19 protein-coding genes are annotated in these 23,681 nt (G+C 70.4%); 8 read left to right on the top strand and 11 right to left on the bottom strand.

All coding sequences use genetic code 11. The annotated features are described in order from the left end of the window. Window positions 1-218: 218 nt before the first annotated feature. Entirely contained in the window at window positions 219-1,172 is a 954-nt protein-coding gene (locus ACTOWL_RS26890) for an aldo/keto reductase (protein ID WP_441324361.1), read from the top strand. Window positions 1,173-1,184: 12 nt separating this feature from the next. Here ACTOWL_RS26890 and ACTOWL_RS26885 read toward each other — a convergent pair whose 3' ends face one another. Beyond that, window positions 1,185-2,405 carry a polyhydroxyalkanoate depolymerase gene (locus ACTOWL_RS26885; RefSeq protein ID WP_441324360.1) on the bottom strand — a complete coding sequence of 407 codons (1,221 nt, stop codon included), beginning with the start codon at window positions 2,403-2,405 and terminating at the stop codon, window positions 1,185-1,187. Window positions 2,406-2,517: 112 nt separating this feature from the next. Between ACTOWL_RS26885 and ACTOWL_RS26880 the strand changes: the two genes are divergently transcribed. After that, on the top strand, window positions 2,518-3,174 hold the full coding sequence (locus tag ACTOWL_RS26880; RefSeq protein WP_441324359.1) for a glutathione S-transferase family protein: 657 nt from the start codon (window positions 2,518-2,520) through the stop codon (window positions 3,172-3,174). Between the two features lie 10 nt (window positions 3,175-3,184). Here the strand turns inward: ACTOWL_RS26880 and ACTOWL_RS26875 are convergent, their stop codons facing one another. After that, entirely contained in the window at window positions 3,185-4,198 is a 1,014-nt protein-coding gene (locus tag ACTOWL_RS26875; protein ID WP_441324358.1) for an NUDIX hydrolase, read from the bottom strand. Window positions 4,199-4,279: 81 nt separating this feature from the next. Further along, entirely contained in the window at window positions 4,280-5,707 is a 1,428-nt protein-coding gene (locus tag ACTOWL_RS26870) for an MFS transporter (protein ID WP_441324357.1), read from the bottom strand. Window positions 5,708-5,884: 177 nt separating this feature from the next. Between ACTOWL_RS26870 and ACTOWL_RS26865 the strand changes: the two genes are divergently transcribed. Next, window positions 5,885-6,247, top strand: a complete 363-nt coding sequence (locus ACTOWL_RS26865) for a winged helix-turn-helix transcriptional regulator (RefSeq protein ID WP_441324356.1) — start codon at window positions 5,885-5,887, stop codon at window positions 6,245-6,247. Here ACTOWL_RS26865 and ACTOWL_RS26860 read toward each other — a convergent pair. Continuing rightward, window positions 6,244-7,746 (bottom strand): alpha/beta hydrolase, encoded by a 1,503-nt coding sequence (locus ACTOWL_RS26860; RefSeq protein WP_441324355.1) that lies wholly within the window; start codon window positions 7,744-7,746, stop codon window positions 6,244-6,246. The genes ACTOWL_RS26865 and ACTOWL_RS26860 overlap by 4 nt on opposite strands. Window positions 7,747-7,883: 137 nt before the next feature. Between ACTOWL_RS26860 and aspS the strand changes: the two genes are divergently transcribed. The 3 genes from aspS to ACTOWL_RS26845 all read left to right on the top strand — a co-directional run bounded on the left by aspS (window position 7,884) and on the right by ACTOWL_RS26845 (window position 12,232). Next, window positions 7,884-9,683, top strand: a complete 1,800-nt coding sequence (gene aspS / locus ACTOWL_RS26855; RefSeq protein ID WP_441324354.1) for an aspartate--tRNA ligase — start codon at window positions 7,884-7,886, stop codon at window positions 9,681-9,683. 166 nt (window positions 9,684-9,849) lie between these two features. Beyond that, window positions 9,850-11,355, top strand: a complete 1,506-nt coding sequence (locus ACTOWL_RS26850) for an ABC transporter substrate-binding protein (protein WP_441324353.1) — start codon at window positions 9,850-9,852, stop codon at window positions 11,353-11,355. Window positions 11,356-11,410: 55 nt separating this feature from the next. Next, on the top strand, window positions 11,411-12,232 hold the full coding sequence (locus tag ACTOWL_RS26845) for an EipB family protein (protein WP_441324352.1): 822 nt from the start codon (window positions 11,411-11,413) through the stop codon (window positions 12,230-12,232). 3 nt (window positions 12,233-12,235) lie between these two features. Here ACTOWL_RS26845 and ACTOWL_RS26840 read toward each other — a convergent pair whose 3' ends face one another. Together ACTOWL_RS26840 and ACTOWL_RS26835 are read right to left on the bottom strand one after the other, a co-directional pair. Then, a complete protein-coding gene (locus ACTOWL_RS26840; protein WP_441324351.1) occupies window positions 12,236-12,940 on the bottom strand; it encodes a superoxide dismutase in 705 nt (234 codons plus the stop codon). 133 nt (window positions 12,941-13,073) lie between these two features. Further along, on the bottom strand, window positions 13,074-14,372 hold the full coding sequence (locus ACTOWL_RS26835; RefSeq protein ID WP_441324350.1) for a DNA polymerase IV: 1,299 nt from the start codon (window positions 14,370-14,372) through the stop codon (window positions 13,074-13,076). A gap of 166 nt (window positions 14,373-14,538) precedes the next feature. Between ACTOWL_RS26835 and ACTOWL_RS26830 the strand changes: the two genes are divergently transcribed. Then, window positions 14,539-14,904: a response regulator gene (locus ACTOWL_RS26830; protein ID WP_441324349.1), complete on the top strand. Its 366-nt coding sequence runs from the start codon at window positions 14,539-14,541 to the stop codon at window positions 14,902-14,904. Window positions 14,905-14,993: 89 nt separating this feature from the next. Here the strand turns inward: ACTOWL_RS26830 and rpmG are convergent, their stop codons facing one another. Both rpmG and ACTOWL_RS26820 read right to left on the bottom strand, forming a co-directional pair. Next, a complete protein-coding gene (gene rpmG / locus ACTOWL_RS26825; RefSeq protein ID WP_138890083.1) occupies window positions 14,994-15,161 on the bottom strand; it encodes a 50S ribosomal protein L33 in 168 nt (55 codons plus the stop codon). Window positions 15,162-15,321: 160 nt separating this feature from the next. Further along, the gene (locus ACTOWL_RS26820; protein WP_441324348.1) at window positions 15,322-16,161 is read right to left on the bottom strand and encodes a hypothetical protein; all 840 of its coding nucleotides are present in this window, start codon (window positions 16,159-16,161) and stop codon (window positions 15,322-15,324) included. Window positions 16,162-16,579: 418 nt separating this feature from the next. Between ACTOWL_RS26820 and ACTOWL_RS26815 the strand changes: the two genes are divergently transcribed. Continuing rightward, window positions 16,580-16,852 (top strand): hypothetical protein, encoded by a 273-nt coding sequence (locus ACTOWL_RS26815; RefSeq protein ID WP_441324347.1) that lies wholly within the window; start codon window positions 16,580-16,582, stop codon window positions 16,850-16,852. Window positions 16,853-16,978: 126 nt separating this feature from the next. On the opposite strand, the gene ACTOWL_RS26810 is transcribed toward ACTOWL_RS26815, so the two are convergent. The 3 genes from ACTOWL_RS26810 to topA form a co-directional block, all read right to left on the bottom strand. After that, window positions 16,979-18,559 carry a S41 family peptidase gene (locus tag ACTOWL_RS26810; protein WP_441324346.1) on the bottom strand — a complete coding sequence of 527 codons (1,581 nt, stop codon included), beginning with the start codon at window positions 18,557-18,559 and terminating at the stop codon, window positions 16,979-16,981. A 92-nt stretch (window positions 18,560-18,651) separates the two neighbouring features. Next, window positions 18,652-21,036, bottom strand: a complete 2,385-nt coding sequence (gene rnr / locus ACTOWL_RS26805; protein WP_441324345.1) for a ribonuclease R — start codon at window positions 21,034-21,036, stop codon at window positions 18,652-18,654. Next, entirely contained in the window at window positions 21,033-23,654 is a 2,622-nt protein-coding gene (topA, locus tag ACTOWL_RS26800; protein ID WP_441324344.1) for a type I DNA topoisomerase, read from the bottom strand. Before topA ends, rnr begins: the two co-directional genes overlap by 4 nt. Window positions 23,655-23,681 lie beyond the last annotated feature (27 nt).

Genomic DNA, 23,681 nt, shown 5'->3' with positions numbered 1-23,681 from the left:
CGGCGCCATCATATTGGCGGTTGGCCCCGTAACCGGGAGCGGTGCCATGGGCCATACCTAGGTATAGGCCTGCCGGTCAGGCCGTCCGCGGGCGTTGAGCATCGTCCGGCACTCCGCCTACAATGGTGGCAGGGGCACCGCGGCACGCCCGAAGTTGCCCGCAGCCATCCGGCCGGGCCGCAGGCGTTCCGGCCGGATGTGATCGCAGGAGAGAGACCGTGGAACTGCGCAATCTGGGCCGGTCCGGCATCCGGGTCGGGCCGCTGGCCCTCGGAACCAATGTCTTCGGCTGGACCGCGGACGAGGCCGCCTCGTTCCGGGTGCTCGACGCCTTCGTCGATGCCGGGCTGAACCTGATCGACACCGCCGACGCCTATTCCTCCTGGGCGCCCGGCAACCAGGGCGGCGAGTCGGAAACCATCATCGGCAAGTGGCTGAAGCGCAGCGGCAAGCGCGACCGGGTGGTGGTCGCCACCAAGGTCGGCTGGGAGATGCCGGGCCGGGTGCAGCGCAAGGACCTGTCGGCGGCCTGGATCCGCGAGGAGGTCGAGGCCTCGCTGCGCCGGCTGCAGGTCGATGTCATCGACCTGTACCAGTCGCATCACGACGACCTGCAGACGCCGCAGGAGGAGACGCTGGCGGCGCATGCCGAGCTGATCCGCGCCGGCAAGGTGCGGGCGATCGGCGCCTCGAACTTTTCCGCCGAGCGGCTGGCCTCGGCCCTGAAGATCAGCGCCGAGAAGGACCTGCCGCGCTACGAGACGATGCAGCCGCACTACAATCTCTACGAGCGGTCGCATTACGAGGGGCCGCTGGAGGAGCTGTGCCGGCGCGAGGGCATCGGCGTGATCACCTATTTCTCGCTGGCCAGCGGCTTCCTCAGCGGCAAGTACCGCAGCGAGGCCGACCTGTCGAAGAGCGCCCGCGGCGGCGGCATGAAGGACCGGCTGAACCCGCGGGGCTTCCGCATCCTCGACGCGCTCGACCGGGTGGCGCAGGCGCATGGCGTCCGCCCGGCCACGGTGGCGCTGGCCTGGCTGATCGCCCGTCCCGGCATCACCGCCCCGATCGCCAGCGCGACCAGCCCGGAGCAGCTCGAGGACCAGATCGCCGCGACCCGGCTGACCCTGGCGGCCGACGAGATCCAACTGCTGGACGAGGCAGGGAGGTAGCGTCGGCGACCGTCACGAGCGATCCGCCGACAGCATCAGGTGGCGGACGATGGGATAGGTGCGGGTTTCCCAGCGCCGGCCGCTGAACACGCCGTAATGGCCGACGCCGGGCTGCATGTGGTGGCGCTTCAGATGTGGCCGCAGGCCGGAGCACAGATCGTGCGCCGCGGCGGTCTGGCCGACGGCGCAGATGTCGTCGCGCTCGCCCTCGACGGTCAGGAGCGCGGTCCGCCGGATCGCCCGCGGCTCCACACGGCTGCCGCGGAAGCGCAGCTCGCCGCGGGCCAGCAGCGCCTCCTGGAACACCAGGCGGACGGTCTCGAGATAGAACTCCGCGGTCAGGTCCAGCACGGCGAAATACTCGTCGTAGAAGCTGCGGATCGCCTGCGCCTCCGCCGCCTCGCCGCGCGCCAGATGGCCCCACAGCTCGATATGTGTCTTCAGGTGCCGGTTGATGTTGAGCGACATGAAGGACAGCAGCTGGACGAAGCCCGGATAGACCCGGCGGCCGGCACCACCATGGGGCGGGGGAACGGTCGAGATCAGCGTCCGCTCGAACCAGTCGATCGGTCGGCTGGTGGCCAGCTCGTTGACCTTGGTCGGGTTGATCCGGGTGTCGACCGGCCCGGCCATCAGGGTCATGCTGCGCGGCGTCGCCGGGTGGCCGTCCGCCGCCATCACCGAGACCGCCGCCAGCACCTGGACGCAGGGCTGGCACACGGCCAGGACATGCGCGCCGGGGCCGATCGCATCGAGGAAGCGGATGACGTGCTCGATATGCTCGTCGAAGCCGAAGCGCCCGGCGCCGACCGGGATGTCGCGGGCATTGTGCCAGTCGGTGATGAAGACGTCGTGGTCGGCCAGCAGGGTGCGCACCGTGCCGCGCAACAGGGTGGCGAAATGGCCGGACAGCGGCGCCACCACCAGCACCCGCGGCTGGGCGATGTCGATGTCCTTGCGGAAGTGCAGCAGCGTGCCGAACGGCGTGGCGGCGACCGGCACCTCGGTGACCGCCGCCTCGCGATTGCCGACCGTGACCCGGTCGATGCCGTAGGACGGACGGGCGTGGCTCAGCCCGGCCCGGGCCATCAGGTGCCAGGCCGCGGCCAGGGGGCGGGCGGCCGTCGGGGCGGCGATGGCGCCAGCGGGTCCGAACAGGGCCTCGGCGGCGCGCGCCGCGGCGCGGACCGGAGCGGCCAGGTCGGATTGGATCTGATAGGCGAGATAGAGCACGATTCCGGCACTGCCCCCATCGAGAGCCCCCGACCGAAACGCTAGTGCGTTTTCTGCTGCACTGCGAGATGATTGTCCGTCCGGGCGACGCTGCAACGGGGTGAGGACGCCGGTGGCCACGGCCAGATCGACCATATCGAGCAGGAACTACTCCTCCTGGTCGCTGCGCGGCTGGCTCCTGTGCCGGATGGCGGAGCTGGAGATCGAGGAGCATGTGCTGCCGATCGACGATCCCTCGATCCGGGCCGAGCTGCTGCTGCTCTCGCCCTCCTTCCTGGTGCCGTGCCTGGAGCATGAGGGCGCGGTGGTCTGGGACACGCTGGCGATCGGCGAGTACCTGGCCGAGCTGCAGCCCGAGGCCGGGATCCTGCCGGTGGAGCGCAAGGCGCGCGCCCTGTGCCGCGCCATCAGCGGCGAGATGCATTCCGGCTTCCACAATCTGCGCTCGGCGCTGCCGATGAACCTGAAGGCGCATTACCCGGGCTTCAAGGTCTGGGCCGGCGCCGGGCCCGACATCGACCGGGTCTTCGCCATCTGGCGCGACGCCCTGGCGCGCTCCGGCGGCCCCTTCCTGTTCGGCGGCCGGCCGTCGCTGGCGGATGCGATGTACGCGCCGGTCTGCACCCGTTTCCTGACCTACGCCGTCCCGCTCGACGCCGACAGCCGGGCCTATTGCCGGACGGTGATGCGCTGGGCGCCGATGGCCGAATGGGTCGAGGCCGCCCGGGCCGAGCCGGACGAGCTCGAGGAGCTCGACGTCGAGTTTTAGGGCCGGCCTCTCACCCCGGCCGGCGCGACAGGGGCAGCCTGACCCCCGGCTCGGGCTGCTCCTGCAGCACCTCGCGGCGGAAACGGACCAGACGGGCCGGGCGGCCGCCGGTGCCGCCGGCGACCTCGCCGGTCTCCTCCACCAGCCCCTGGCTGTCGACCAGGCGGCGGAAGTTCGGGGCGTGCAGGCGCAGCCCGGCCAGCGCCTCGACCGTACGCTGCAACTGCGACAGGGTGAAGGTCGGCGGCATCAGCTCGAACACCACCGGCCGGTACTTGATCTTGCCGCGCAGCCGGCCGATCGCGGTGGCCAGGATGCGGCGGTGGTCGGCCGCCATCGGCGCGCCCTCGGCCAGGGCCGGGCAGGCCGGGTGGGCGCGGTCGCCCGGGGCGTCCTGATGCGCCTCGGCGGCCAGCCCGGCCTCGTACATCAGCTCGTAGCGCTCCAGCACCCGCTCCTCGCCCCAGGGCAGGCCGCCCAGGCCGAAGGCGAGGCGCAGCCGGGCCTCGCGCCGCCGCCGCTCCGGCTCGGCAGCGGCGGCCCCGGCCCAGCCGGCCAGCGCCGGCTCGATCCGGTCCAACAGTTCCGGGCGGCCGGCGCGGCGATCCTCCCACGGGAAGTGGTGGTACCAGTCGCTCCACAGGCTGTCGCCGGCCGGCGCCGCCTCGCGCAGCAGCGCCAGATAGCCGACCGACAGGACCCGGCCCGGCCCGGCCAGCTGCCGGTCGCGGTCGCCGAAGGTGTAGAGCTGCTCGACATAGCCCAGCGGCTGGCCAGTCTGGGCCTCGACCCAGGCGCGCAGCCCCAGCTCCAGGGTCCGGTGCTGCGGCTCCAGCGGGCCGGCGGGCAGGGCGTCGACCCCGTCCGGCCCGCGCAGCGCCAGCACGCGCGGCGTCTCGCCGGCCACCGCCACGACCACCGCGGACAGGTCGACCGTCACCCGGTCCTGGGCGGCCCGGCTCTGGGGCCCCCGGGTCTGGGGGGAATTCGGCGCCCGCTGCGCCCTGGCCGTCACGCCGGCCATGCTGGTTTCGAAGCCTCGACTCTCATACGGCCAGGATAGCATGCGCGGGCGTCCGTTCAGTGACGAGTCGCGACCGGCGCGTCAGCCGGCCTGCTGCGGCTGCAGCCCGGGCCGGCGCAGCCCGGTGGCGGTCACCAGCACGGCCAGCGCCGTGGCGGCGACGGGCACCAGCAGCGCCGTCTGCAGCGCCTCCAGCCGGCCAGCGGGCGACAGGTCCGCCAGGCTGTAGACGCTGATGGCGCTGACCGCGGACAGGCCCAGCGCCGCGCCGAACTGGAAGGCGGTGTTGAACAGGCCGCCGGCCAGCCCCTGCTCGTCCGCGGCGATGCCGTCGGTCGCCGCGATGGTCAGCGGGCCGTAGGCCAGGGCGAAGGCGAGGCCCAGCAGGATCATGGTCGGGAACATGCTGGCATAGGTCCAGTCCAGGCTGATGCGCAGGAACAACGCGTAAGACAGGACGGCCAGCACCAGCCCGCCCAGCACCACCCGGGCATGGCCGAAGCGGGACACCAGCTTCGGGGTCAGCGTCGGCGCCAGGATCGCGTCGACGCCGATCGCCAGCAGGGCGACGCTGGTCTCCAGCGCGGTCCAGCCGCGCAACTCCTGCAGGTACAGCGACACCAGGAACTGGAAGCCGAAGAAGGCGCCGGCGAACAGCAGTGCGCCGAGATTGGCGCGGACCAGCGACCCGGTGCGCAGGATGCCGAGGCGGACCAGCGGCGCGCGGGTGCGCCGCTCGATCGCGACGAAGAGCAGTGCCAGCACCAGGCTCGCGGCAATGGCGGCCAGGGTCCAGGGCAGACCCTCGCCGGGGTTTTCCAGCCGGGTGACGGCATAGGCGGCGGTCAGCATGGCGCCGGTCAGGGTGACGGCGCCGGGCATGTCGAAGCGGCCGCCGGCGCTGCGCTTCCCGTCATCCGCGATCAGCCGGGGCGCCAGGGCCAGGATCAGCGCCGACAGGATCACCGGCGCGAAGAACACCCAGCGCCAGCTGATCGCCAGCAGGAAGCCGCCGGCCACCAGCCCCAGCGAGAAGCCGGCCGAGGCGGTGGCGGCGTAGATCAGCACCGCCTTGTTGCGTTGCGGCCCCTCGGCGAAGTTGGTGGTGATCAGGGCCAGCCCGGCGGGCGTCATGAAGGCCGCGGCCACGCCGGTGACGAAGCGGGCGACCAGCAGCATCCAGCCTTCCGTGGCGAAGCCGCCGAGGCCGGAGAACAGCAGGAAGACGGTCAGCGCGGCCAGGAACATCCGCCGCTTGCCGAACAGGTCGGCGGCGCGCCCGCCCAGCAGCATGAAGCCGGCATAGCCCAGGACATAGGCGCTGACCACGGCGCTCAGCGTCGTGGTCGACAGGCCGAGCTCGGCCCGGATCGCCGGCAGGGCGACGTTCAGCATCGCCACGTCGATGCCTTCCAGGAAGATCGCGCCGCACAGGATCAGCAGGGCGCCCCGGGCGCGGGCGCCCATCGGCACGGCCGCCGCGTCGGCGGCGGGTGGGGAGGTCGACATGACCGGCTCCTCTCGGGGTTGGGTCGCGATGGTGAGGAAACCGCATGCCGGTGAGAAATCGGCATATCAGTTCCCTATTGTAACCATGATGGAGATAAGGCATGCTCCCACCCCATGGAAGAAGGCACTTCAAACTCACCGAGGCACTGCTGCCGCACCGATCTCGACGACGACGTGGTGCAGTGGGATACCCGCGAGGATTGCGAGGTGCGGCAGATCCTCGACCGGATCGCCGACAAATGGTCGCTGCTGGTGATCTCGCTGCTGGAGAAGCGCACGCTGCGCTTCACCGAGCTGCGCAAGACGATCGACGGCGTCAGCCAGCGCATGCTGACCACGACACTGCGCCAGCTCGAGCGCGACGGCATCGTCGAGCGGACGGTCTATCCCGTCGTCCCGCCGCGCGTCGACTATGCGCTGACGCCGCTCGGCTGCACCCTGCACGAGACGATCAAGGCGCTGGTGGTCTGGACCGAGAGCAACCAGGCTGAGATCGCCACCGCCCGCGCCCGCTACGACGCCCGCCGGGCGGAGGGCTAGCGCGGCGGCGGCTCGAAGATCAGCGGGGCGAGCTTGGCGAAGCAGTCATCGTCCGGCCGCTGAGACGGGGCATCGAGGAACCGATCCGCGATCCGGCCGGCACAGGTTTCGCCACGATCGAGCACACCGTGGCCCTGTCCGGGAAAGACATAGCTGTAGCCATTGGACAGTCTCTTCGCCGCCGCCTCGGCCCAGGATGGTGGAGTGCGCGGATCGAAGGCCCCGGAAATCAGCAGGGTCGGGATGTCGCTGGTCACCGGAGCGGCGTCGCTGGCCGGGCTTCGCGGCACCGGCCAGGCGGCACAGTACCCGTCCGCCATTGGATTCCAGACCTGTTCTGCAAAACGGGCATCGCGGGATCGTGCCTTTGCCACCCAGTCCGGATCGTCCGGAAATGTCTCGGCACAGGCAATCGAGACATAGACGGCCTGATCGTAGCGATGCTCGGCACCGAAGAACTCCATGACCTCGGTCTCTTTATTTTCGGCGAGCAGGCGGTTATCGCCGGACTCCACTTCCGCCACCAGTCGCGGCAGAAGCCGCGCTTGCTCGGCGGACATCAGCATCTGATCGGTAAGGTCGCGAAGCGTCCAGCCATCGATCCGCGCCGGCTCGCTGTCGAAAAGCGGCACCGACAGCGGGCTGGCATTGAGCCGATCTGCCAGAGCGAGAAACCGCCGTTCGAGATCGGGGTAGCCTTGGCTGCAGGCGAGATCGGTTCGACAGGCTCGGATCAGGGCGTCGAAGGCTTCGCCGATCTTTGCGGCATAGTCGTAGAAATTCGCCTCGGGCGGCCACACGCCTTCAAGAATCACCGAGCGCAGCCCCTCGGGATGGTCGCGCATCACGGTCAGCCCGACGCGAGATCCGAACGACACCGCCCACAAGTTCCACACCGGATAGCTCAGCGCCTCGCGGAGATCAGCGACGTCTGCTGCGATCGCGGCGGTCGTGATCTGGCCGGGATCGTATCCGTTCTCGCGAAAGCTCGCCCAACATCTGTCGGCACTGTCTTTGAAGGCTGCGGCCCATTCCTGTCGCGAGGGCCACGTATGGTCTGCGATCTCAAACAGGGTGTACCGGTTGAGCCTGCCGCAGGACGACGGCAGCATCTGTGATGCGCCGACGCCGCGTTGATCGAACAGCACGAGGCGGCGGTTGCCAAGCCAGCGCCAATCTTTGAGGGTTCGCGCCCAACCTGCGAGACCCTCGGCGTCGAGCCCCGCCCATTGCCCGGGCCCGCCCTCGATGTACAGCAGCGGGTCCGGCCGCAGCTCTTGATCCGTCCGCCACAGCGTCGCCACCCGCAGGCGGATGCGCGGCCCCTCCGGCCGGCTGCGGTCCTCCAGCACGGTGACGATGCCGCATTCCGCCGCGATCCCCTCCGGCAGGATCGTGCCGGAGGGGCAGTCGTCGGCGGTGAAGTAGGGCGGCTGCGGCTCTTGTCCGACGGCGGACCCTGCGGCGAGGAAAAGGAGGAGGGCGAAAATCCAGCGCATGATATCGGCGGCCCGGAACGAGGCGGAACGGCAGCCATTCTGCCGGAGGCAGGGCAGGGGCGTCGAGCCGCGGCTTGACAGGCCGGCGCGCGCAGTGTCACTGACCGGCGTTTCTGCCCTGGTCCGAGAGCGATCCCATGCACGCCTACCGCACCCACACCTGCGGCCAGCTCCGTCCCGAACAGGCCGGCGAGACCGTCCGCCTGTCGGGCTGGGTCCATCGCAAGCGCGACCATGGCAATCTGCTGTTCCTCGACCTGCGCGACCATTACGGCCTGACGCAATGCGTGGTCGACACCGACAGCCCGCATTTCCCGGCGGCCGAGGCGGTGCGGGTCGAGAGCGTCGTCACCATCACCGGCACCGTGGTCAAGCGCAGCGCCGAGACCGCCAACGACAAGCTGCCCACCGGCGGCATCGAGGTGCGGATCGACGACTTCGTGCTGCAGTCGGCTGCCCAGGTGATCCCGCTGCAGGTCTCGTCCGACGAGGATGCCGGCGAGGATGTCCGGCTGCGCCACCGCTTCCTCGACCTGCGCCGGCAGAAGATGCAGCGCAACATCGTGCTGCGGAGCGAGGTCATCTCCTCGATCCGCCGCCGCATGATCGAGCAGGGCTTCCGCGAGTTCCAGACGCCGATCCTGACGGCGTCGAGCCCGGAGGGCGCGCGCGACTTCCTGGTGCCGGCGCGCCAGCATCCGGGCAAGTTCTACGCCCTGCCGCAGGCGCCGCAGCAGTTCAAGCAGCTGCTGATGGTGGCCGGCTTCGACCGCTACTTCCAGATCGCGCCCTGCTTCCGCGACGAGGACGGCCGCGCCGACCGCAGCCCGGGTGAGTTCTACCAGCTCGATTTCGAGATGAGCTACGTCACCCAGGAAGACGTGTTCCAGACCATCGAGCCGGTGCTGCGCGGCGTGTTCGAGGAGTTCTCGGACTTCACCGGCACCAAGCGGGCGGTCACCGCCGGCGCCTTCCCGCGCATCCCCTATGCCGAGTCGATGCTGAAATACGGCAACGACAAGCCGGACCTGCGCAACCCGCTGGTGATCACCGACGTCACCGCCGTCTTCACCCGCGAGGACGTGACCTTCCGCGCCTTCAAGGGCGTGATCGAGAAGGGCGGCGTGGTCCGCGCCATCCGCGCGCCGAAGGTGGCCGACAAGCCGCGCAGCTTCTTCGACAAGCTGAACGGCTGGGCGCAGGAGCAGGGCGCGCCGGGCCTCGGCTACGTCGTGTTCGAGGCCGGCGCCGGCAAGGGCCCGATCGCCAAGTTCCTGGAGGCGGGTGCCCAGGGAGCGCTGCGCGAGGCCACCGGCGCCGAGGACGGCGACGCGGTGTTCTTCGTCGCCGACCTGGAGGCCGCGGCCGCCAAGCTGGCCGGCTTCGCCCGCACCAGGATCGGGCAGGAGCTGGAGCTGATCGACCCGGACCGCTACGAGTTCTGCTGGATCGTCGACTTCCCGATGTACGAGCTGAACGAGGAGACCGGGCAGATCGACTTCAGCCACAACCCGTTCTCGATGCCGCAGGGCGGGCTGGAGGCGCTGGAGACGCAGGACCCGCTGACCATCAACGCGTTCCAGTACGACATCGTCTGCAACGGCACCGAGCTGTCCTCGGGCGCGATCCGGAACCACAAGCCGGAGATCATGATCAAGGCGTTCGAGATCGCCGGCTACGGCCGCAACGAGCTCGAGGCCAAGTTCGGCGGCATGCTGTCAGCCTTCCGCTTCGGCGCCCCGCCGCATGGCGGCTCGGCCCCCGGCATCGACCGCATCGTCATGCTGCTGGCGGACGAGCCGAACATCCGCGAGGTCATCGCCTTCCCGATGAACCAGCGCGCCGAGGACCTGCTGATGGGTGCCCCGGCCGAGGTCGACGAGGCCCGGCTGAAGGAGCTGCACATCAAGCTGGACCTGCCGAAGAAGGCCGGCTGAGGCTTTCCGCTCGCGGCTTCGGCCGCGGGCGGTTTCTTTTTATCGGACATTTCAGCTTCGTCGCGGCCGCGTTGCCGCGCTACCCTGTCCGGCGACGTCGCGCCGCCTCAAGGCCCGACGGATCCAACCTGCAGGGACGCAACCGATGTTGGGATGGCCGGGAAGGATGGCCGCGCTCGGCGCGGTGCTGGTGCTTCATGTCGCCTCGTCGCCGGCCGTGGCCGCCGGCATCCGGATCGGCATCGACGCCGACCCGGACGTGCTCGACCCCGCCCAGGGCGGGTCGGTCTCCGGGCGCCAGGTCTTCGCCGCGCTGTGCGACAAGCTGGTCGGCGTCGCCCCCGGCGGGGACTTCCAGCCGGAGCTCGCCACCGGCTGGAGCTGGTCGGCCGACAACACGGTCCTGACCCTGACCCTGCGCGACGGCGTGCTGTTCCAGGATGGCGAGCCGTTCGACGCCACGGCGGTGAAGGTCAATCTCGACCGCTTCCGCAGCGCCCCGATCTCGCGCCGGAAGGCGGAGCTGAAGCCGGTGGCGGAGGTCACGGCGGTGGACCGGCTGACCGTCCGCCTGACGTTGTCGCAACCCTATGCGCCGCTGGTCGCGGTGTTGTCCGATCGGGCCGGGATGATGCTGTCGCCGAAGGCGCTGGCGCAGGCGGGCGACGCCATCGGCCTGCACCCGGTCTGCGCCGGCCCGTTCGAGTTCGTCGAGCGGGTCCAGGGCGACCACATCCGGCTGAAGCGCTTCGACCGGTACTGGAACCGGGACGCCATCTTCCTGGACACGATCGACTACCGGCCGATGCCGGACGAGACCGTGCGGCTGCTCAACCTGCGCTCCGGCGACCTCGACCTGATCGAGCATGTGCCGACGGTCGAGGTCCCCGGGCTGCGCGACGATGCGGCCGTGACCCTGGTCGAGGCGCCATCGCTGGCCTACGACCTGATCTCGTTCAACATCGGCCATGGCGACCAGGCGAACAGCCCGATCGGCCAGAGCGCCAAGGTGCGCCAGGCGCTGGAGCTGTCGCTCGACCGCGACGCCATCAACGCCGCCGCCTATGACGGGCTGTTCCTCCCGGGCAACCAGCCGGAGGTGCCGGGCACCAGGTTCGAGGATCCCGGCCACCCGATGCCCGCGCGCGACCTCGACAAGGCGAAAGCGCTGCTGGCCGAAGCCGGGGCGCCGAACCCGTCCTTCACCCTGCTGGTGACCAACAACCCCGTCACGCAGCAGGTCGGGCAGATGATCCAGGCGATGGCGGGCGAGGCCGGCTTCGACATCAAGCTCCAGGCGCTGGAGGCGGCCACCCTCGCCGCCAGCTCCAACGACGGCAACTACCAGGCCTCGATCGCGATCTGGAGCGGGCGGCTCGACCCCGACGCCAATATCGGCACCTGGGCCTCCTGCGACGGCTTCCTGAACTGGGGGCGCTACTGCAACCCGGAGTTCGACGCCATCCTGGCCCAGGCCCGCGGCAGCACCGACGACGCCCGGCGGGCCGAGCTGTACCGCCAGGCCGCCGACATCTACCTCACGGATCTGCCGCAGATCGTGCTGTACCACTACCGATCGATCTGGGGGATGCGCCGGGCGGTCGAGGGCTTCGTCGCCTATCCGGACAGCCTGATCCGCCTGCAAGGCGTGAAGATCGCGCCGGCCGGCTGAGGCGGCCCGCGCCGTCGCGCTTGCGTCGGCCCGCGGCTTCGGGCTCAGATGGCGCATGTCCCGCATCGCACCATCCGCCGCCCTCGCCCTCCTGCTCCTGTCCGGCGCGGCCCAGGCCGCCCCGGCGGTGGCGCTGCAGCCGCACCGGGCGGTGTATTCCCTGACCCTCGACATGACGCGCGGGCAGCGCAGCGTGATCTCGATCGAGGGCCAGATGGAGTATCGCTGGGCCACGGCCTGCGACGGCTCCAGCTTCGAGCAGAACTACCAGGTGGCGATGATCTACGCCTCCGGCGACACGCTGACCCGCAAGACGCGCTACGCCGGCTGGGAATCCGCCGACGGGCATGAGCTGACCTACAATCTCAGCTCCTCGACCAACGGCGAGGACAAGGAGGACATCCGCGGCACGGCGCGGCTGGACGGCGGCGCGGGCGGCGACGCCGTGTTCAAGACGCCGGCCGACCTGAAGCAGCCGCTGCCGGCGGGCAGCCTGTTCCCGACCACCCATATGCAGCGGCTGGTCGAGGCGATGCGGCAGGGGCAATCGATCTTCACCGCCGGCTTCTTCGACGGCAGCTCCACCGACGGGCCGCAATATGTCAGCGTCGCGATCGGCCGCACCCAGCCGGGCGACCCTGCCGCCGACGCGCTGCGGCAGGGTCCGTCGCATCCGATCGTCATGGCCTTCTTCACCGTCGGCAAGGCCGACAAGGACAAGAGCGCGGGCGCGGGGGCGGAGCAGCCCGAATACGAGCTGCGCCAGCGCCTGTTCGAGAACGGCATCGCCGACCGCATCGTGATCGACTACGGCGACTTCGCCATGGCGGCGAAGCTGGACACGTTGGAGCCGATCGACGCGCCGCGCTGCGACTGAGGCTCAGGCGCCCAGCCGGTCCGACACCACTGACCAGTTGACCAGCGTCTCCAGCACCGCCTTGACGTGGTCGGCGCGGCGGTTCTGGTAGTCCAGATAGTAGGCGTGCTCCCAGACATCGATGCCGAACAGCGGCTGGCCGCCATGGGCGAAGGGCGAATCGGCGTTCGAGGTGCCGACCAGCTCCAGCTTGCCGGCATCGGCCACCAGCCAGACCCAGCCGCTGCCGAACACCTTGCCGGCGGCGTCGGTGGTGGCCTTGACCAGCGCGGCCTGGTCGCCGAAGGACTCGCCGATGGCGTCGGCCAGCCGGCCCTGCGGCGCCTTCGGCCCGCCGGGGGTGAACTGCTCCCAGTACAGGTTGTGGTTCCAGGCCTGGCCGGCCTGGTTGAACACCGCCGCATCCTTGGCCGCGGCCGATTTCACCACCACCTCGGCCAGCGTCATCGATTCGTAGGGCGTGCCTGGCACCAGCTTGTTCAGTGTGTCGAAATAGGCCTTGTGGTGCTTGCCATAGTGCAGGGCGACGGTCTCGGCGCCGATGGTCGGGGCCAGCGCGTCCTCCTTGAACGGCAGCGGCGGCTGCTTGAACGGGCCGGTCGGGGCCGGGGCGGCCTGGGCCAGGGCCGGGCGCGCGGCGCCGATCCGGACGGCGGTGGCGGCGAGGGCGGCGGCCCCGCCCAGCGTCAGGGCATCACGTCGGTTCATCGCAAGGCTTTCTCGGTTGGGCGCCGGCGGCGCCGGCGGATCGCGTGACAGCAGGTGGGGCGCAGTCTTCTCCCGACCAGGGGGCCGCGCCCAGCCCGCATCTGAGCCCGCGACCGAAAGACGCTACAGCTACCTATCCGGGGCGGCGCGGCAGGCCGGAGCGGCCCTTGGCGATGGCGTCGGGGCCCAGCTTGCGGCGCATCTCGTCCATCGCCTCCTCGACCGCGCGGCGGCGGGCGGGGGCGGGGTCCAGCAGGTCCGGCGGGTCGGCCAGGCGGCCTTCGACCAGGTCGGTGCAGCCGATGCCGATCAGCCGGAAGGCCTCGCCGGACGCCGCCTGCTCCACCATCGGCACGGCGACGCGCCAGATGGTCTCGGCCAACTGGGTCGGGTCGGGCAGGCGGTGGCTGCGGGTCAGCTGCCGGAAGCGGGCGGTCTTCAGCTTCAGCACCACGGTGCCGCCGGCCAGATCGTGCTTCTTCAGCCGGGCGGCCACGGTCTCGCACAGCGGCCACAGCTCGCGCAGCAGCGCCTGCGAATGCTGGATGTCGGTGGCGAAGGTGGTCTCGGCCGAGACGCTCTTGGTCTCACCGTCCGGGTCGACCGGCCGCTGGTCCTCGCCGCGGGCATAGCGGTACAGGCGCCGGCCGAACACGCCGAAGCGGCGGACCAGCGCGCCCTCGTCCAGCCGGCGCAGGTCGCCGACGGTGCGGATGCCGTCGCTGAACAGCTTCTCGCGCATCACCTGGCCGACGCCGGGGATGATGCCGGCCGGCTTGTCGGCCAGGAAGGCCATGGCGTCGGCCCGGCCGATCACGGCGAAGCCGCGCGGCTTGTCCAGGTCGGACGCGATCTTGGCCAGCATCTTGTTCGGCGCCAGGCCGATCGACAGGGTGACGCCGATCTCGCGCTCGACCTGGCGGGCGATGGCGGCGCAGGTCTCGGCCGGGCTGCGTCCGTGCAGCGCCTGGGTGCCGGACAGGTCGAGGAAGGCCTCGTCCAGCGACAGCGGCTCGACCTTCGGCGTGGCGGCCAGGAACAGGGCGCGGATCTGCCGGCTGACCGCGGCGTACTTCGCCATGTCCGGGCGCAGCACCACGGCGTCGGGGCAGGCCTCCAGCGCCTTGAACATCGGCATGGCCGAGCGGACGCCATAGAGCCGCGCGACATAGCAGGCGGCGGAGACCACGCCGCGCACCCCGCCGCCGACGATCACCGGCCGGCCCGCCAGTTCCGGCCGGTCGCGCTTCTCCACCGTGGCGTAGAAGGCGTCGCAGTCGAGATGGGCGATGCTCAGCGCGTGCAGCTCGGCATGCCGGATCAGGCGCGGCGACCCGCAGCGGGCGCAGCGCCGCGCACCCGGCGGCGGATGCGCGCCGCAGTCCCGGCACAGGCCGGGCAGCAGGTTGGCCCGGTCCGGCTTCGGGGTCATCGGGCTGGCCGCGATGCCATGGATTCTGACATGGCGCGATTGTACCTGTTTTGTACCGGACGCGCACCGATCACCGCGTTGCGAGCGTTGCAGCCTTTACAAGGCGGAAGGCCCGGCCGATTCTGCGGTCTGGGGGCATCGGACTCAGATGCCGGGGGGCGGGGCCATGCCGAAGACCGTGCTGATCGTCGAGGACAACGACCTCAACCGGAAGCTGTTCATCGACGTGCTCGAGGCCAATGGCTACGCCACGATCGGCACCGACAGCGCGTCGGAGGTGATGGCGCTGGCGCGGGCGCACCGGCCGGACCTGATCCTGCTCGACATCCAGCTGCCCGAGATCTCGGGGCTGGAGGTGACGAAATGGCTCAAGGCCGACCCGGATCTGGCGGCGATCCCGGTGATCGCGGTGACGGCACTGGCGATGAAAGGCGACGAGGCGATGGTGCGCGCCGGCGGCTGCGACGACTACATCTCCAAGCCGATCAGCGTCGCCGGCTTCATCGCCACGGTGCGCCGGCATTTGGATTGACACGCAGGCAAGCAAAAAGCCCCGCCGCCGGCGGGGCCTGATCGGTCAAGCGAAGATCGGCATCCGGTCAGGTGACCGGACGGCGGTCCTTACTTGATCTTGCCTTCCTTGAAGTCGACATGCTTGCGCACGACCGGGTCGTACTTCTTCAGCGTCAGCTTCTCGGTCTTGGTCTTCGGGTTCTTCGTGGTGACGTAGAAGAAACCGGTGTCCGCGGTGCTGTTCAGGCGGATCTTGATGGTGCTCGGCTTGGCCATGATGCTGGTCCCAATATGACTCTGCTCGGCGCCGCATCACGGGCCGGGAAGCGCGCACCATAGCGTCCGCGCCGCCCGAGTCAAGCGCGGCGATGGCCAGGGTGATATGGCCGCCTCGACTGGAGGCAGGTCAGCCTTCGCCGGTCGGCCTCGCGGCCGGTCACCCGGTGTCGGGTTTGTCCGCCCAGTCGAGATGGGGATAGGGCTCGAGGCCGAGCGATCGGCAGAGGCGTCCGGCAGCCCGCATCGGCGGCTCCGGCGTCGATCGCGCCGGGACATCGGGCTCCTGCAGCCGGGCCTCGATCCCGGCCTCGAGGCGGGCGGCCTTGTCGGCGTCGATGGCGTCGAGCGTCTGCTTCATCAGTTCGCGCAGCCAGGCCCAGCGCCGCTCCCGGGTCTCGGCCGGGGTGCCGGTCAGCGGCGGCGGATAGGGCGGGTCCGACCAGTCGGAGGCCCGGCGACGCCATTCGTCCGACAGGTGGAGGCCGCAGGCAAGGCCGGCGATGACGGAGCCCACCGGCCGGTCCTCGATCCGGTCCTCCTCGTCGCGATAAAGCTCGTCGAGCCGCCGGTCCAGATCGTCGGTGCGGTCTTCGGCCTTGTCGTGCTCCTCGGTCGACTGGGTCGGGTCCCAGATCAGGGCGTGGAGGGCCGAGGTGACATGGTTGCGCTGGCGGGCGCGGCGGGCCTTTCGGTCGGCCTTGTCGCCGGCGCAGAGGTCGGCGGCGGCACGGCTGCGCAGCGCCAGCGAGCGCTGCACCGAGCGGGAGAAGCGGCCGAAGGCCATCCCGGCCTCCTGCGCCTCGGCCCTGGCCGTCTGCACCGCGGCCGCGTCGGCCTTCGGCTGGGCGGCGCGGGCCTGCGCTGCAGTGGCGCGGGTGCCTTCGGCCTCGGCCAGCTGCATGGCGATCTCGGCCAGGCGCGTGAGCATCTGGACCTGCTGCAGCGCGAGGCCGCGGCAATAGGCCTGGATGTCGAGATCTGCTGGCGCCGTCTTCATAGAACGTATGATGAACGAGTCGCGAGCGGTCGCGCAATGAACATTGCGTTAACCGTCGGCGCGGTCGGCGACAGGCTGGATCGCCACGCCTCCTGCGGAGGCTCGCGATGACGGCGAGGGTCTGGCGAAGCTCGCCGGAGACGATCAAGGGCGGATTGCGGTCATTGACCAAGCGGTGGCGTCACCAGAAAATACACAGGTCCAGACATGCGCCGCGGGCGGCGGTGCGTGAACAACTCGGAAGGAGAATAGCGGCTCGCTGGATGGTCGCGCGCGTCCTTACGATCGAAGGCAATAAGTCCCTCCGAGACCGCCCGTCAGGACACTGCAGTTTCCGCAAAGGGCGGAAAGCAGACAGTGGCTTCGTCATCAGCCAGATCTCATCTATGATCGTGATGAGGTTGCAGAGGAGATTGACGTGGCACCGGAGGGCAGTGATCCAAGCGAATGGGAGCCAGTGATCGTTGCACGCAAAGAGGCATATCTGGCAGTGCGCGCAGTCCTCGAACAACGTCGCAGTAACTCAGACGCTCAACCTCTTGAGATCGCCGAACTAGAGCAGATAGTCGGCGAACTTTACCAGAACTGGTTTCGGGCGGACTTCCCTCGCACAGCCACGCGAATCATGCGGGACACCATTGAACGGGCGAAGTTTCTGTCGGCCAACGATTTGAGCACTCCTTCTATGTGAGGTCAGGCGGCTCGAAGCTAGGCGATCGATATCCGGATAGGGTCGAACGCGGTCCTCCATACAAGGCGGTGAAACGCTGGACCGCCCCATCCCCCGGGACGGGCCTCCTCGAGGCGGCGAGGAGGATTACTGCGCGTGGGCGGCGACGGTGCCGCGGTCCTGCGAGCCCAGGGCCTGGGCGTAGAGGGCCGGGTCGCTCAGCAGGTCGACGGCGACCTGGACGTCGAGATCGGCGTCGTGCACCTGCCAGGGGCAGGCACCGCGCACGCGGCGCAGCGCCGCGTCGTCGTCCGGCGCCTGGAAGCGCTCCGCCGCCGCATCGGCCATGCGCGGCAGCTGGCCCGACCGGAAGGCCTGGATCAGCGCCTTGGCGTCGGTGCCGTTGCCGCTGGTGCAGATGGTCGGCAGGATGCCCTGGCGGTGCCAGGTGTAGCCCGATGGCGCATAGATCCGGCTCCAGGTCAGGAACAGCTCGCCGTCGTTCGGCAGCCGGGTCACGGTCTGCACGCTGCCCTTGCCGAAGGAGGTGGAGCCGACCAGGATCGCCCGGCCGGAATCCTGCAGTGCCGCGGCCGTCACCTCCGCCGCCGAGGCGGAATGGCCGTCGACCAGCACGACGAGCGGCAGGTGGCGCGCGATGTCGTCGTCACCGGCGGAGAAGCTCTGGTCGCTGTCCGGGTCGCGGCCGCGGGTCGAGACGATCTGGCCATGCTCCATGAACATGTCGGCCAGCGCCACCGACTGGTCGAGCAGGCCGCCCGGGTTGCCGCGCAGGTCGAGGACGATGCCGCGGGCCCGGCCGTTCAGGCCGCGCAGCAGGCCGGTCACGGCGTTGCGCACGGCGCCGGCGGAGGTCTTGTTGTAGCGCAGCAGCTTGACGATGACGACGTTGTCGCGCACCTCGCTGCGCGCCATGTTCTCGATCACCTTCTCACGCGTCATGGTAACGGTGCGGATGCTGCCCTTGGGCTCGCGCACCGTCAGGCCGACCTTGGTGTCGACCGGGCCCCGCATCAGGTCGGCGATCTCGTCGACCTTGGCGTCCTGCACCGACACGCCGTCGATGGCGACGATCATCGAGCCCTTCAGCAGGTTGGCGCGCGCCGCCGGCGTGTCCGGGAACACGTCGCCGATCACCGGCCGGCCCTGGTCGTCCTGGCTGAGCGCGATGCCGACGCCGGTGTAGCCGTCGCGCTGGGCGCGGTCGTCGCGGGCGCGGTCCGGGTTGGCGTAGCGGGAAAAGGGGTCGAGATCGGCCAGCAGCGCGTCATAGACCGCCTGGTAGGCGGCTTCGCTGCCGGCGGCGGCGACCTTCGGCGACGCCAGCGAGGCCGAGTCGAGGGTGGAGGCGACCAGCGTGCCCCAGTCGTAGGAGGCGTCGGGCGCGGGCGAGTCGAAATCCCCGACCACATGGCCGGTGCGGATCAGCTGCACCCGGCCGCCGTCGCGGCGCACGCTGAGCGTGTCGTCGAGCTTGGACAGGCCGTTCAGCCCGTCCAGGGCCAGCTTCCCGAAGTCCTCCTTGACCAGATAGACTTCCTGGATCCGGTCGAAGCCGACGGTGAACACCGAGGGGTCGGCGAAATGGCCGCCCTCGCGGGTCTGCGCATCGGCCTGGGGCGCCGCGGAGTCCGGGGCGGAGGCGAGGCAGCCGGAAAGCACCAGCAGCGCCGCAACAACCGCCGCCAACCGCTTCTGACGAAACACTTAATGGAACTCCGGGCCCGAGTTTTTCAGGCGCACTCTAGGCCAGGTACTTGACAGGAAAAAGGCGTTATTGCAGCGCAGCAGGGCTGCGTTCAACGCCGAGGCCCGCGAAGCGGCCCGGACCCTGGCTTTCGGCCGGATCGGGGGCCCGATCGCATGCCGATCCGAGGGGGGCCCCGGCGGTCCGGTCCCGGCAACGGCGGCAGGCCTTCGACATCGGCGCCGTGGCCGGCATCGACCAGGGCGAAGACGGTGCTGCCGGTCAGAGGATCGGCCTCGGTGACCCGCGCCCGTACCCGGGCGCCGAGCCGGAACACGCGGTTCCAGCGCCGGCCGACCAAGGCGTGCGCCGCCTCGTCATGGTCGTAATAGTCGTCCGGCAGGGTCGAGATCGGCACCAGCCCGTCGGCGCCCGATTCGTCCAGCTTGACGAACAGGCCGAACTTGGCGACGCCGCCGATGCGGCCGGGCAGGATGGCGCCGATCCGGTCCGACAGCCAGCTCGCCAGATAGCGGTCGACCGCGTCGCGCTCGGCCTGGGCGGCACGGCGTTCGGTGACCGAGATGTGGGTCCCGATCTCCTCCAGCCGCGACAGTTCCTCCTCGGTGGCGCCGTCCTTGCCGAGGCCGAGCAGCCGGATCAGCCCGCGATGCACGGTCAGGTCGGCATAGCGCCGGATCGGCGAGGTGAAATGGGCGTAGCGCGGCAAAGCGAGCCCGAAATGGCCGAGATTGTCCGGGCTGTACACCGCCTGGGCCTGGGCCCGCAGCACCATCTCGTTGACCATCGGCTCTTCCGGTCGGCCCTGAGCCCGCGCCAGGACCTGGCCGAACACCCGCGGCCGCATCACCTGGCCGAGCGACAGGGTGTAGCCGAGCGGCTCCAGGAACTCCTTCAGCGCCTCGACCCGGGCGCGGTCGGGCTGGTCGTGCACCCGGTACAGCGCCGGCAGGCTCTTGTCGCTCAGCGTCTCCGCCGCGGCGACATTGGCGGCGATCATGAACTCCTCGATCAGCTTGTGGCTGTCGAGCCGCGGCCGGACGCCGATCGAGGCGACGCGGCCGTCCTCGCCGAGCTGGACCTTGCGCTCCGGCAGGTCCAGCTCCAGCGTGCCGCGCTTGTCCCGCGCCGCCAGCAGCGCCTGGTAGGCGCCGTAGAGCGGGGCGATCACCGGCTCCAGCAGCGGGCCGGTGGTCTCGTCCGGCTGGCCGTCGCGGGCGGCCTGCACCTGCTCATAGGTCAGCCGGGCGGACGACCGCATCAGCCCGCGGCGGAAGCGGTGCCGCTTCAGCTGGCCATGCTGGTCGATCCACAGATCGGCGGCTAGGCAGGCGCGGTCCTCGTCGGGGCGCAGCGAGCACAGCCCGTTCGACAGCGCCTCCGGCAGCATCGGCACGACGCGGTCGGGGAAGTAGCAGGAATTGCCGCGCTCGAAGGCGTCGCGGTCCAGCGGCGACCCCGGCGGCACGTAGTGGGCGACGTCGGCGATGGCGACGATCAGGTGCCAGCCGCCGGGATGATCGGGGTCGGGCTCGGCCCAGACCGCGTCGTCGAAGTCGCGGGCGTCGGCGCCGTCGATGGTGACCAGCGGGATCAGGCGCAGATCGACCCGGTTGCCCAGCGCGGCCGGTTCGGCGGCTTCGGCCTGGGCCAGGGCCTTGGGCCGGAAGTCGGTCGGGATGCCGGCGGCGTGGATCGCGATCAGGCTGATCGAGCGCGGATCCTCGGCGTCGCCGTAGCGGGCGGTGACCACGGTGCGGCGCGGGCCGAGGCGGTCGGAGGCCTCGACCAGCGCCTCGACCAGGTCGCCATCCTTGGCGCCGCCGGTGTCGCCCTCGCGCACCGGCCAGGTGTCGCGGGCGCGCTTGTCGGCCGGCACGATGCGGCCCTGGCCGTCGCGGCCGCGGCGGAACACGCCGACGACGCGGACATCGGTCTGGTTCTCCAGCCGGCGCATGGTGCGGCCGGTCCAGCTGCCGTCCTCGTCCTGCTGCAGCCGCGCCAGCACCCGGTCGCCGACCGCCAGCGCGCCCTGGCCGCGGCCCTCGGCGGCCATGCTGATGCGCGGCGGCGGCTCGTCCTCCTCCCAGCGCACCGGTTGGGCCAGGGCCTCGCCGTCGCTATCGATGGCGACGATGCGCAGCACGGCGACGTTCGGCAAGGCCGCCGCGCCCGGCGCCCGCATGCGGCGGCCGCGGCGCTTCTCCAGCTGGCCCTCCTCGGCCATGTCCTGCAGCAGTTCCTTGAGGCGCACCCGGTCGTCGCCGGTGATGTGGAAGGCGCGGGCGATCTCGCGCTTGCCGACCGTGTCGTCGCGCGATTTCAGGAACTCGGCGATCTGCTCGCGCGTCGGGAACGGCTTGGCCGCCTTCTTGCCCTTGCCCAGCGGCGTCTTGGCCGGAACGACGGTCTTGACGACCTTCTTCCGCTTGATCGGCCTCCGGACCGGGGGCTTGCGGGTGGGCGGTTCGTTCACTCCGCGGCCTTGCTCTTGCGCGCCGCGGCCTTCTTAGGCGCCGCTTTCGGCGCCGACCGGCCGCGACTGCCCTTGGCCGGGCCCTTCGCCGCCTTGGCGGCCAGCCACTCGACGGCCTTCTCCACCGTCACCGCCTCGGGCTCCACGCCGCGGGGCAGCGAGGCCATGACCTTGCCGTGGCGGACATAGGGGCCGTAGCGGCCGGCGAACACCTTGATCGGCTCGCCGCCATCGGGATGCGCCCCGACCTCGCGCAGCGGCTCGGCGCTGGGCCGGGCCTTGGCGTTGTCGGCGGCCAGCAGGTCGACGGCCCGGTTCATGCCGATCTTCAGCACATCCTCTTCCGGCGGCAGGTTCTTGTACTTGTCGCCATGCTTCAGATAGGGCCCGTAGCGGCCGATGCCAGCCAGGATCGGCTCGCCCGATTCGGGGTGGCGGCCGATCTCGCGCGGCAGCGACAGCAGGGCGAGCGCCTCGGCCAGCGTCATCGCCATCGGGTCCTGCGCCTTGGTCAGCGACGCGCGCTTCGGTTTCTCGCCCTTCTCGGCCTCGTCTTTCGGCCCGAGCTGGGCGTAGATGCCGTAGGGGCCCTTGCGGATCGACACCGGCAGGCCGGTCTCGGGGTCGTCGCCGAGCAGGCGCGGCAAGGCCGATTCCTCACCGCCATTCTCCTCCGTCGGCGCGCCGAGCGGCCGGGTGTAGCGGCATTCCGGATAGTTCGAGCAGCCGATGAAGGCGCCGGTGCGGCCGAGCTTCAGGCCCATCCGACCCTTGGCGCAGGACGGGCACAGCCGCGGGTCGGTGCCGTCGCCCTTCGGCGGGAACAGGTGGTCGGACAGCGCCTCGTCCAGGGCCGAGATGACGTCGCCGATCTTGAGGTCCTTGGTGCCCTCGACCGCGGCATGGAACGCGGCCCAGAAGTCGCGCAGCACCTGCTTCCAGTCGAGCTTGCCGCCCGAGATGTCGTCGAGCTGCTCCTCCAGCTTGGCGGTGAAGTCGTACTCGACGTAGCGCTTGAAGAAGTTCTCGAGGAAGGCAGTGACGATGCGGCCGCGGTCCTCCGGAATGAAGCGCTTCTTCTCCAGCCGGACATATTCGCGATCCTGCAGCACCTGCAGGATCGAGGCGTAGGTGGAGGGGCGGCCGATGCCCAGCTCCTCCATCCGCTTGACCAGGCTGGCCTCGGTGAAGCGCGGCGGCGGCTGGGTGAAGTGCTGCTCCGGCACGGTCTTGCGGCGGTCGACCGCGTCGCCCTTGGCCATGGCCGGCAGGCGGCGCTGGCTCTCGTCGGCATCCTCCCCCGGGGCCACGGGGTCGTCGCGGTCCTCCTGGTAGACCTTGAGGAAGCCGTCGAAGCGGATGACCGTGCCGACGGCGCGGAACACCGCGGCCTGGCGGGCGTCGGCGACGTCGACGATGGCCTGGTCCATCACCGCCGATTCCATCTGGCAGGCCATGGTGCGCTTCCAGACCAGCTCGTACAGCCGCAGCTCCTCGCGCGACAGGGAGCGGGACACCTCCTCCGGCCGGCGGCGCAGGTCGGTCGGGCGGATCGCCTCATGCGCTTCCTGCGCGTTCTTGGCGGTCGATTTGTAGACCCGCGGCTGGGGCGGGACGTAGCTGGGGCCGTACAGGTTGCCGATCGCCTGGCGGGCCTGGGCGATGGCCTCGCCGGCCAGGGTCAGGCCGTCGGTCCGCATATAGGTGATCAGGCCGACGGTCTCGCCGCCGATGTCGACGCCCTCATACAGGCGCTGCGCGGTGCGCATGGTCTGGGTCGCGCTCATGCCCAGCTTGCGCGACGCCTCCTGCTGCAGGGTCGAGGTGGTGAAGGGCGGGGCCGGGTGGCGCCGCACCTGCTTGGTCTCGACCGAGACGACGGCGAAGGCCAGCGGGTCGATCGCCGCCACCGCGGCCCGGGCCGAGGCCTCGTCCGGCAGGTCGAACTTGTCGAGCTTGCGGCCGTTCAGATGGGTCAGCCGGGCGGTGAACTCGTCGCCCTTCGGCGTCCGGAACACCGCCTCGATGCTCCAGAACTCGCGCGCCCGGAACCGCTCGATCTCCAGCTCGCGCTCGCAGATCAGCCGCAGCGCCACCGACTGGACGCGGCCGGCGGAGCGCGACCCCGGCAGCTTGCGCCACAACACCGGCGACAGCGTGAAACCGACCAGATAGTCCAGCGCGCGGCGGGCCAGATAGGCCTCGATCAACTCCTGGTCCAGGTCGCGCGGATTAGCGACGGCGTCGAGGATGGCGGATTTGGTGATCTCGTTGAAGGTGACCCGGCGGATCTCGATGTCCTTCAGCCCGCGGCGGTCGCGCAGCAGCTGCTGCACATGCCAGGAGATGGCCTCGCCCTCGCGATCCGGGTCGGTGGCCAGCAGCACGCGGGTGACGTCCTTGGCGGCACGGGCGATCTCGTCCATGCGGGACTTGCCGCGGTCGGCCAGCTCCCAGTCCATGGCGAAGTCTTCCTCCGGCCGGACCGACCCGTCCTTGGCCGGCAGGTCGCGGACATGGCCGAAGCTGGCCAGCACCGTATAGTCGCGGCCGAGATACTTGTTGATCGTCTTGGCCTTCGCGGGCGACTCGACGATGACGAGGGTCTGGTCTGCCAAAGCGCCACACTCAATCTTTACGACGGC

The sequence above is a fragment of the Inquilinus sp. CA228 genome (genome assembly GCF_052078665.1).
Taxonomy (GTDB): Bacteria; Pseudomonadota; Alphaproteobacteria; order DSM-16000; family Inquilinaceae; genus Inquilinus.
This window is presented reverse-complemented; position numbering and strand designations above follow the sequence as displayed.

Excerpts from the sequence above, each read along its gene's own strand:
- ACTOWL_RS26875 (WP_441324358.1), bottom strand. The coding sequence starts at position 4,198 with ATGGCCGGCGTGACGGCCAGGGCGCAGCGGGCGCCGAATTCCCCCCAG.
- ACTOWL_RS26870 (WP_441324357.1), bottom strand. The coding sequence starts at position 5,707 with ATGTCGACCTCCCCACCCGCCGCCGACGCGGCGGCCGTGCCGATGGGC.
- ACTOWL_RS26860 (WP_441324355.1), bottom strand. The coding sequence starts at position 7,746 with ATGCGCTGGATTTTCGCCCTCCTCCTTTTCCTCGCCGCAGGGTCCGCC.
- aspS (WP_441324354.1), top strand. The coding sequence starts at position 7,884 with ATGCACGCCTACCGCACCCACACCTGCGGCCAGCTCCGTCCCGAACAG.
- ACTOWL_RS26850 (WP_441324353.1), top strand. The coding sequence starts at position 9,850 with ATGGCCGCGCTCGGCGCGGTGCTGGTGCTTCATGTCGCCTCGTCGCCG.
- ACTOWL_RS26845 (WP_441324352.1), top strand. The coding sequence starts at position 11,411 with ATGTCCCGCATCGCACCATCCGCCGCCCTCGCCCTCCTGCTCCTGTCC.
- ACTOWL_RS26840 (WP_441324351.1), bottom strand. The coding sequence starts at position 12,940 with ATGAACCGACGTGATGCCCTGACGCTGGGCGGGGCCGCCGCCCTCGCC.
- ACTOWL_RS26835 (WP_441324350.1), bottom strand. The coding sequence starts at position 14,372 with ATGACCCCGAAGCCGGACCGGGCCAACCTGCTGCCCGGCCTGTGCCGG.
- ACTOWL_RS26830 (WP_441324349.1), top strand. The coding sequence starts at position 14,539 with ATGCCGAAGACCGTGCTGATCGTCGAGGACAACGACCTCAACCGGAAG.
- rpmG (WP_138890083.1), bottom strand. The coding sequence starts at position 15,161 with ATGGCCAAGCCGAGCACCATCAAGATCCGCCTGAACAGCACCGCGGAC.
- ACTOWL_RS26820 (WP_441324348.1), bottom strand. The coding sequence starts at position 16,161 with ATGAAGACGGCGCCAGCAGATCTCGACATCCAGGCCTATTGCCGCGGC.